Here is an 8,831-nt window from a genome sequence, read left to right on the forward strand (position 1 = left end):
ATAGCGATCTCCTTCGTTGGCAGATTGATTATGCCGGATGATCTCTAAATATGAATGGCACGATTATGCGGGATACTTACATCCTGACGGCCCATATTAATCGCGCTATCGTGATTGTTATCGCTAATTGTGTGTGTGTCGTGTGTATAATCATGGAAGGACAGGGATGTGAAAAGTGCAGACGTGATCGCCATCCTGAAACAGCATGGCTGGGAACATATTCGAACCCGTGGCAGTCATCATCAGTTTCGCCATCCTGTTCATTCAGTCCTGGTGACGGTCCCGCATCCTAAAAAGATATTAAGCCAGGTACGCTGGCACAAATTGGGCGTCAGGCTGGTTTAACGTTTTAAAATTTCAGGAGGCAATATGTTTTATCCCGCGTATATCCATAGCGATCCCGACGGTAGCGCCAGCGGCTTTTTCCCTGATGTTCCTGGCTGTTATTTTGCTGGTGATACGCTTGATGACGCTTTCCAGGATGCGCGAAATGCACTGGTCGCACATTTTGAAACCTTGTGTGAAATGAATGAAGAGTTGCCTCTTCCTGGCTCCGTAGACGAACATCTGGCTCAGCAGGCGCAGGACTTTATTGGCGGGCAATGGTTGCTGGTGGATATCAATATGAATCAGTTCGAAGGTCGGGCTGAACGTATCAATATCACGATGCCGAAAAGGTTACTGAACAAGATTGATACCTACGTGCGCAATAACCCAGACTACGCCAACAGAAGTGCATTTCTGGCAGAAGCTGCCCGGCGTGTTTTGCCAGGAGTTTAATCTCGCGTTTCGATGGTGAGCGGGCGAACCAGGCTGTACAACCACAGACCAAAACAAGCGATGGTGCCAATCATCACGGTGAGGAACACACTGACTGACAGGCCTGCAAGCAATCCCGCAGGCAGGGCCAGCAGGCCGTGTATCACAGTGTCGTTCCATCTCACCTGGTCGTAGCCAAACATGCCTAAAATACCGCAAACCAGGCCGTAGATAACCAATGGCGTTCCGAGGCCAATCAGCAATAAACGGTAGATAATTGATGGTTTAATACGTTTAAGCTGCACTGCGGAGGTGTTGCTGGTGTTATTCATAAATTTGGCCAATAGTTCCACTATTTCAATATGATAAGACTGGTCCTGTTGAAAAGCCAGACAGCACATTTCAGAAAGTATATAAAAAACAATATGTCGTTATATAAATAAGCAAATTGCACTGCATTATGGCATTTTATAATATGCGTTAATTGTTCTTTTTTGTATTCTCTGAGGAAAATATGTTCCTGGATTATTTTGCACTGGGAGTGCTTATTTTTGTATTCTTGGTGATCTTCTATGGGATTATTATTTTACATGATATTCCTTACCTGATTGCGAAAAAACGCAACCATCCTCATGCCGATGCCATTCATGTTGCCGGTTGGGTGAGTTTGTTTACGTTGCATGTTATCTGGCCTTTTTTGTGGATTTGGGCCACGCTTTACCGCCCGGAGCGGGGATGGGGAATGCAAAGCCATGATTCATCCGTTATGCAACTGCAACAGCGCATTGCCGGGCTGGAGAAACAGCTCGCCGACATGAAATCCCCCTCTGCCGAGTAATATTTATGGATTTACTGATTATTTTGACCTATGTGGCTTTCGCATGGGCAATGTTTAAGATCTTCAAAATTCCCGTGAATAAATGGACCATCCCTACTGCGGCACTGGGTGGCATATTTATTGTCAGCGGCTTAATTCTATTAATGAACTATAACCATCCATATACCTTTAAAGCGCAAAAAGCGGTTATTTCTATTCCGGTTGTTCCGCAGGTGACGGGTGTAGTAATTGAAGTGACGGACAAGAAAAATACGCTGATTAAAAAAGGCGAGGTGCTATTTCGACTGGACCCGACGCGTTATCAGGCACGGGTAGATCGGCTGATGGCGGATATTGTCACGGCAGAACATAAGCAGCGGGCATTGGGCGCAGAGTTAGATGAGATGGCGGCGAATACTCAGCAGGCAAAGGCCACGCGGGATAAATTCGCTAAAGAGTATCAGCGTTACGCACGCGGCAGCCAGGCGAAAGTAAATCCGTTTTCAGAACGCGATATCGATGTGGCGCGGCAAAATTATCTGGCGCAGGAAGCCTCTGTGAAGTCATCGGCGGCGGAACAAAAACAGATCCAGAGCCAACTGGATAGCCTGGTGTTAGGGGAACATTCACAAATCGCCAGCCTGAAAGCGCAGCTTGCGGAAGCAAAATATAACCTTGAGCAGACGGTAGTGCGTGCGCCGAGCGACGGTTACGTGACTCAGGTGCTGATTCGTCCAGGAACGTATGCCGCGTCGCTGCCGCTGCGTCCAGTTATGGTGTTTATACCCGATCAGAAACGACAAATCGTGGCGCAGTTCCGCCAGAACTCATTGCTACGCCTGGCCCCAGGCGATGATGCGGAAGTGGTGTTTAATGCTCTGCCAGGTAAGGTCTTCAGCGGTAAGCTGGCAGCCATCAGTCCAGCCGTTCCCGGCGGGGCTTATCAGTCGACCGGCACCTTACAGTCCTTAAATACAGCACCAGGTTCTGACGGCGTTATCGCAACCATTGAGCTGGATGAGCATACTGATTTGAGCGCATTACCAGACGGTATTTACGCCCAGGTGGCGGTCTATTCCGATCATTTCAGCCATGTTTCTGTCATGCGCAAAGTGCTGTTACGTATGACCAGCTGGGTGCATTACCTTTATCTCGACCATTAATCTTTGTTTTCCGCCGCTTGTTCAGGCCGCAGTTGCTGCGACTGAGCAAGCTGGTGGCGAATTTCACGCAGCATTTCATCCAACACATACTGGACCCGCCAGGGCTGGTATTCCCGTTTACGGAAGATAGCCACCAGATCCAGCCACCATTCATACGGTTGCTGGAAACAGGGGATCAGCGTGCCGTCTTGCAGGTCGCTCTGCACACTTTTGTCTGGTGCAAACACAATCCCCAGGTGATTTCGCGCCAGCTCCAGCGCCGACTGAGTATTGTCGCAGACGTAATTTCCCTTAACTCGATAATCACGCACTTCTTTACTTCCGGCGACGTTGAAGCGCCAGATATTCGCGTCATCGATCATCATCGAATCGATCAAGATACAGGAGTGATGTTCAAGTTCGTCTGGGCGGCTAATGGGATGTTTCTCAAGATAAGTTTGGCTGGCATAGGCGGTTACTGCATATTGTGTAATAAAACTGGCAACCAGCGATTCATCTTTTGGCGGAGCGTAGCTGATTAAAACATCACAATCATCGGGAAATTCGACACCTTCATAAAAGGCGTTGCGCTCAAGATTGCAGGTTTTTAGCGATAAGGTGATTTCACCGATATCTTTAATTTTGTCGATAACGTGTTTGGATAAATAAGTAATAATGCCGGTTGGTGCGTAGATGGTAACCCGACCACGTTTCTCATGCTTATAATCTGCAATAAAATTATTAAGCTGCTCGTTTCTGTCGAGCATATCATTGATGTACGGTAATAGCGCGGCGCCAAAAGGCGTCAGCATCAGTTGCCGTGTGGTTCTGTCAAAGACTTTTAAACCCACTTTTGATTCAAAATCAGCAAGATATTTACTGACATTGGCCTGCGCGATGCCAAGCACGGTAGCCGCATGGCTGATATTTTCACTGGCAGCGATTACCGAGATAATTTTTAACTCCCGGTACTTGAGTTGTAATTTTGTCATCGCAACAGTCCAATTTATATATAATTTTATATATTACTATATAAATATGAATCTTGCACCGGAGAAATTGTAAGCATTACTATGCCGACTCTTTTTTATCTTAATTTAAAATGGAATGTCGGACATGTTAATTAACCGCAATATTGTGGCGTTATTTTTTATGCCTTTTATGGCAAGTGCAACTGCTGCAGAATTATCCGTTGGTGCTGGCGCAGTTTATAATGAATCGCCTTATCGCGGTTATAATGAAAATACTAAAGCAATTCCGCTGATCAGTTATGAGGGCGATTCTTTTTATGTCCGCCAGACCACGTTAGGTTTTATTCTGTCGCAAAGTGAAAAAAATGAACTTAGCCTGACTGCATCCTGGATGCCGCTGGAATTTGATCCTGCCGATAATGACGACCATGCTATGCAACAACTCGATAAGCGTGACAGCACGGCAATGGCGGGTGTTGCCTGGTATCACCATGAGCGTTGGGGGACCGTGAAAGCTTCTGCGGCGGCTGATGTTCTGGATAACAGTAACGGTTGGGTGGGCGAGTTGTCGTTATTCCACAAAATGCAGATAGGTCGCCTGTCTCTGACACCTGCTCTTGGCGTTCTCTATTATGACGAGAATTTCAGTGACTATTATTATGGCATTTCAGAGAGCGAGTCCCGTCGCAGCGGTCTGGCGAGTTATTCCGCGCAGGATGCATGGGTACCTTATGTCAGCCTGACGGCAAAATACCCCATCGGAGAACACGTCGTATTAATGGCGAGTGCTGGATACAGTGAGTTGCCGGAAGAGATCACTAACAGTCCAATGATTGACCGTAATGAAAGTTTTACTTTTGTCACCGGCGTGAGTTGGCGTTTTTAATTAACCCAGGAGATGTTGGATAAGTTGCCTCAGCGAAATCTATATTAACCAATGGTAATCGCGGTGTCGGAGGGGTATCCGGCACCGTTGTGAATTATGCCAGGTAAAACACTTCTTGCAGCTCGCTACTGACCGGGCTGTTATCCGAATTAGCGGGCATCACGTCTTTCATATGCTTCCACCAACGTTGGTAGACTTCAGTGCTGGCAACCGCATTCCATCGTTCTTCAGATTCAATCTCTACTGGGGCAAACAGCAAATTACGTGTGCTGTCGAGATAGATGGTGTATTTGCCAGTAAGGGCATGGGCTGGTTGAGCGGGATATAACGCGGTTGTGGGTGGAAGGTGTCTTGATAAGGTGCGATATCGGTGGCATCCGGGCGTAACGTCAGGTTGCTGCCGTTGCCGATTTACTGGCAATCAAGGCATTAAGTGGGTGATTTGGCTCACATCTCTGCCATTTTCCTGCAAAACCATATCCTTACGAAAAGTACGGCATTGATAATCATTTTCAATATCATTTAATTAACTATAATGAACCAACTGCTTACGCGGCATTAACAATCGGCCGCCCGACAATACTGGAGATGAATATGAGCTATACCCTGCCATCCCTGCCGTATGCTTACGATGCCCTGGAACCGCACTTCGATAAGCAGACCATGGAAATCCACCACACTAAACACCATCAGACCTACGTCAATAACGCCAACGCGGCGCTGGAAAGCCTGCCAGAATTCGCCAACCTGCCGGTTGAAGAGCTGATCACCAAACTGGACCAGCTGCCAGTAGACAAAAAAACCGTTCTGCGCAACAACGCTGGCGGTCACGCTAACCACAGCCTGTTCTGGAAAGGTTTGAAAAAAGGCACCACCCTGCAGGGCGATCTGAAAGCGGCTATCGAACGTGATTTTGGTTCCGTTGATAACTTCAAAGCAGAATTTGAGAAAGCGGCAGCTTCCCGCTTTGGTTCCGGCTGGGCATGGCTGGTGCTGAAAGGCGATAAACTGGCGGTGGTTTCTACTGCTAACCAGGACTCCCCGCTGATGGGCGAATCTATTTCTGGCGCTTCCGGCTTCCCGATTGTGGGCCTGGATGTGTGGGAACACGCTTACTACCTGAAATTCCAGAACCGTCGTCCGGACTACATCAAAGAGTTCTGGAACGTGGTGAACTGGGATGAAGCTGCGGCACGTTTCGCGGCGAAAAAGTAATCGCATCTTGCCTGCTGCAATGAGGCGTTTACGCCATTTGTCAGCATAAAAAACAAACCATCGTGCATAACGGTGGTTTTTTTGTGATCAATTTCAAAAGAAAAACAATGATCCTATAAAATTAAAACGACGTTTCAATTGGTGTGGTGTTGATCACTTTTATTGTAGTGATGAATGTCTATCTTCGTTTCCATCAACACTGATGCTCCGTTAAGGAACTCCGCATCAGCCTATAAAAATATGCCAACAGGTGATGGAAATGCAGATAAAACGCACGATAGAGAAAATCCCGGGGGGGATGATGCTCATCCCGCTGTTCCTTGGCGCGCTGTGTCATACCTTCTCGCCGGGGGCGGGGAAATATTTTGGATCATTCACCAATGGGATGATTACTGGCACGGTGCCAATTCTGGCGGTGTGGTTTTTCTGCATGGGGGCGTCTATCAAATTAAGCGCGACGGGAACAGTGTTGCGTAAATCCGGTACGCTGGTGGTAACCAAAATTGCCGTTGCGTGGGTGGTTGCGGCCATTGCTTCGCGCATTATTCCTGAGCACGGTGTCGAAGTTGGATTCTTTGCCGGACTTTCAACGTTGGCGCTGGTAGCGGCGATGGACATGACCAACGGCGGCCTGTATGCCTCTATCATGCAGCAGTACGGCACCAAAGAAGAGGCTGGGGCATTTGTGTTGATGTCGCTGGAATCTGGTCCGCTAATGACGATGATTATTCTGGGAACCGCCGGAATTGCTTCGTTTGAACCGCATGTTTTCGTTGGTGCAGTATTACCATTCCTGGTGGGCTTTGCGCTGGGGAACCTTGATCCTGAGTTACGCGAGTTTTTCAGCAAAGCGGTGCAGACACTGATTCCGTTCTTTGCCTTCGCGCTGGGCAATACCATTGATTTAACCGTGATTGCCCAGACAGGTTTGTTGGGGATCCTGTTGGGCGTGGCGGTGATTATCGTGACCGGTATCCCGTTGATTATTGCCGATAAATTGATTGGTGGTGGCGATGGCACAGCCGGAATTGCCGCCTCCAGTTCTGCCGGGGCCGCGGTGGCTACGCCGGTACTGATTGCGGAAATGATCCCGGCCTTTAAACCGATGGCGCCTGCGGCAACTTCGTTGGTGGCGACCGCGGTAATTGTGACTTCGATTCTGGTGCCAATTCTTACCTCTGTCTGGTCACGTAAAGCCAAAGCCAGAGCGGCGAAAATCGAAATTCTGGGTACGGTGAAATAACCTCTCTTATTCCATATCATCGCCGGATGAATTAACGTTCATCCGGCGTTTTACCTTAAATAACAAACACCTCATCAATCGTTCGACATTCGCTTTCTGTTAACTCTCCACCGGCATTGCGCGACACGCCTGTGCAGTAACCAAACTTACGTGATACCACCGTCTTGATAGTGGTGACAAAATCTTCACCGATGGCGTAGATGGACATATAGGTGCCGATCTGTTGCTGAATTTCATGTAAGGCAGCGAGATTGCCATTGTTGAAGGCTTCGCGTGCTTCAACAAACAGCTCCGGCATGACGTTATTTAAGCCAGAGATTATCCCTGCGCCACCGGCCAGCAGATTAGGAATGAAATATTCGTCATACCCCGAAAGTACCGCAAAATCAGGGCGCACAGCCTGGGTTGCCTGAATCATGCTGCGGGTGTGTGACTGGCAATCGACGGTATCTTTAATTCCGGCAAAATCAGGAAACTCACTCGCCAGTGTGGCGACCAGGTCAGGGGTTAAATCACAACCGGTCCGCGCCGGGAAGTTATATGCGAACCATTTACCTTGTAATTCGCGACCCAGATGGCGGAAATAGCTTAATAATTGCTTCGCCGTCTGGCCGTAGTAGTAAGGCGGGAGGATCATCACTGCATCGTACCCAACGCGATACGCTTCTTGCGCCATAACCAGTACATCATGTGTGCATGTGGACGAGACGTTGGCCACCATTTTTAGCTTGCTCATGGCTCGTGCTTCACGAATAAGCATGAGCCTCTCTTCCAGGGTGAAGGAGGCAAACTCACCAATGCTTCCCATTAGCAATATCACATCGATGTTAGCGTCAGTGAGTCGCTGCAGATGCTGCTTCAGTCCGTTAAGGTCTACATTCCCGTCCTTATCCATCGGCGTGATGGAAGGACACCAGACGCCAGAAAACTGTAATTTATCAGCCACGCGGTAAACTCCTCATAATGAAATAGCGTTTCAAAAAGCATCTCATTGATAACATGTCTACAGTTTTGTCATGTGAACCGTGCTCTCATTTTGCGCGCCTGACATAAAATAAATGTGGTCTAATGGGGAAATTTCTCGGTGGAGAGGGAACAGATGCGATATCCGGTTGATGTATACACAGGCAAAGTACAGGCTTATCCCGAAAGCAAGCCCAGCGCGATTGCCAAAATCCAGGTCGATGGTGAGTTAATGCTGACAGAACTGGGTCTGGAAGGTGACGAGCAGGCAGAGAAAATCGTTCACGGTGGGCCGGACAGGGCGCTGTGTCATTATCCTCGCGAGCATTATCTCTACTGGGCGCGGGAATTTCCGGAACAGGCAGAGTTGTTTGTGGCACCAGCGTTTGGTGAAAACCTCTCAACCGACGGTCTGACGGAAAGTAATGTTTTTATTGGGGATATTTTCCGCTGGGGAGAGGCATTGATTCAGGTCACCCAGCCGCGCTCTCCGTGCTATAAACTCAATTACCACTTTGATATCAGTGATATAGCGCAGTTGATGCAAAACACAGGTAAAGTGGGCTGGCTGTATAGCGTGATAGCGCCGGGGCAGGTATCTGCTGATGCGCCGCTGGAGCTGGTTTCCCGCGTTAGCGATGTGACCGTGCAAGAGGCTGTCGCCATCGCATGGCATATGCCGTTTGATGATGAGCAGTATCACCGTTTGCTTTCCGCTGCCGGGCTATCGAAAAGCTGGACGCGAACGATGCAGAAGCGCCGACTGAGTGGCAAGATTGAAGATAATTCACGGCGGTTGTGGGGGAAATAATTCCCAGAGAGTAGGCCTGATAAG

Annotated in this window: 10 protein-coding genes and 3 pseudogenes; 8 read left to right on the forward strand and 5 right to left on the reverse strand. The window is 48.5% G+C overall.

Going from position 1 to position 8,831, the window contains the following annotated elements:
• Window positions 1–168 precede the first annotated feature (168 nt).
• Both D9742_RS13945 and D9742_RS13950 read left to right on the forward strand, forming a co-directional pair.
• Window positions 169–353: pseudogene (locus D9742_RS13945) on the forward strand (type II toxin-antitoxin system HicA family toxin).
• Between the two features lie 16 nt (window positions 354–369).
• On the forward strand, window positions 370–780 hold the full coding sequence (locus D9742_RS13950; protein ID WP_130237296.1) for a type II toxin-antitoxin system HicB family antitoxin: 411 nt from the start codon (window positions 370–372) through the stop codon (window positions 778–780).
• Here D9742_RS13950 and D9742_RS13955 read toward each other — a convergent pair.
• Entirely contained in the window at window positions 777–1,091 is a 315-nt protein-coding gene (locus tag D9742_RS13955) for a hypothetical protein (RefSeq protein ID WP_130237297.1), read from the reverse strand. The genes D9742_RS13950 and D9742_RS13955 overlap by 4 nt on opposite strands.
• A gap of 182 nt (window positions 1,092–1,273) precedes the next feature.
• On the opposite strand from D9742_RS13955, the gene D9742_RS13960 reads away from it, so the two are divergent.
• Both D9742_RS13960 and D9742_RS13965 read left to right on the forward strand, forming a co-directional pair.
• Window positions 1,274–1,597, forward strand: a complete 324-nt coding sequence (locus D9742_RS13960; protein ID WP_062883750.1) for a DUF3302 domain-containing protein — start codon at window positions 1,274–1,276, stop codon at window positions 1,595–1,597.
• A 5-nt stretch (window positions 1,598–1,602) separates the two neighbouring features.
• Entirely contained in the window at window positions 1,603–2,739 is a 1,137-nt protein-coding gene (locus D9742_RS13965; RefSeq protein WP_062883751.1) for an HlyD family secretion protein, read from the forward strand.
• Here the strand turns inward: D9742_RS13965 and D9742_RS13970 are convergent.
• Complete coding sequence (locus tag D9742_RS13970; RefSeq protein ID WP_130237298.1) at window positions 2,736–3,710, reverse strand: LysR family transcriptional regulator; 975 nt, start codon at window positions 3,708–3,710, stop codon at window positions 2,736–2,738. The genes D9742_RS13965 and D9742_RS13970 overlap by 4 nt on opposite strands.
• A gap of 124 nt (window positions 3,711–3,834) precedes the next feature.
• Here D9742_RS13970 and D9742_RS13975 point away from each other — a divergent pair, with 124 nt between their 5' ends.
• Window positions 3,835–4,575: a MipA/OmpV family protein gene (locus D9742_RS13975; RefSeq protein ID WP_130237299.1), complete on the forward strand. Its 741-nt coding sequence runs from the start codon at window positions 3,835–3,837 to the stop codon at window positions 4,573–4,575.
• A gap of 94 nt (window positions 4,576–4,669) precedes the next feature.
• Here D9742_RS13975 and rhaM read toward each other — a convergent pair.
• Together rhaM and D9742_RS23480 are read right to left on the reverse strand one after the other, a co-directional pair.
• A pseudogene (rhaM, locus tag D9742_RS23475) lies at window positions 4,670–4,864 on the reverse strand (L-rhamnose mutarotase); the annotation flags it as partial.
• Window positions 4,846–4,986, reverse strand: a pseudogene (locus tag D9742_RS23480) (rhamnulose-1-phosphate aldolase); the annotation flags it as partial. The pseudogenes rhaM and D9742_RS23480, both read right to left, overlap by 19 nt.
• A 183-nt stretch (window positions 4,987–5,169) precedes the next feature.
• Here D9742_RS23480 and sodA point away from each other — a divergent pair.
• Both sodA and kdgT read left to right on the forward strand, forming a co-directional pair.
• Entirely contained in the window at window positions 5,170–5,790 is a 621-nt protein-coding gene (sodA, locus tag D9742_RS13985) for a superoxide dismutase [Mn] (RefSeq protein WP_130237301.1), read from the forward strand.
• 259 nt (window positions 5,791–6,049) lie between these two features.
• A complete protein-coding gene (gene kdgT, locus D9742_RS13990; RefSeq protein WP_130215248.1) occupies window positions 6,050–7,033 on the forward strand; it encodes a 2-keto-3-deoxygluconate transporter in 984 nt (327 codons plus the stop codon).
• A 55-nt stretch (window positions 7,034–7,088) separates the two neighbouring features.
• Here kdgT and D9742_RS13995 read toward each other — a convergent pair whose 3' ends face one another.
• Complete coding sequence (locus D9742_RS13995; protein WP_130237302.1) at window positions 7,089–7,979, reverse strand: dihydrodipicolinate synthase family protein; 891 nt, start codon at window positions 7,977–7,979, stop codon at window positions 7,089–7,091.
• Between the two features lie 153 nt (window positions 7,980–8,132).
• On the opposite strand from D9742_RS13995, the gene yiiM reads away from it, so the two are divergent.
• Window positions 8,133–8,807 carry a 6-hydroxyaminopurine reductase gene (gene yiiM / locus D9742_RS14000; RefSeq protein ID WP_130237303.1) on the forward strand — a complete coding sequence of 225 codons (675 nt, stop codon included), beginning with the start codon at window positions 8,133–8,135 and terminating at the stop codon, window positions 8,805–8,807.
• Window positions 8,808–8,831 lie beyond the last annotated feature (24 nt).

Source organism: Escherichia sp. E1V33 (genome assembly GCF_004211955.1).
Taxonomy (GTDB): domain Bacteria; phylum Pseudomonadota; class Gammaproteobacteria; order Enterobacterales; family Enterobacteriaceae; genus Escherichia.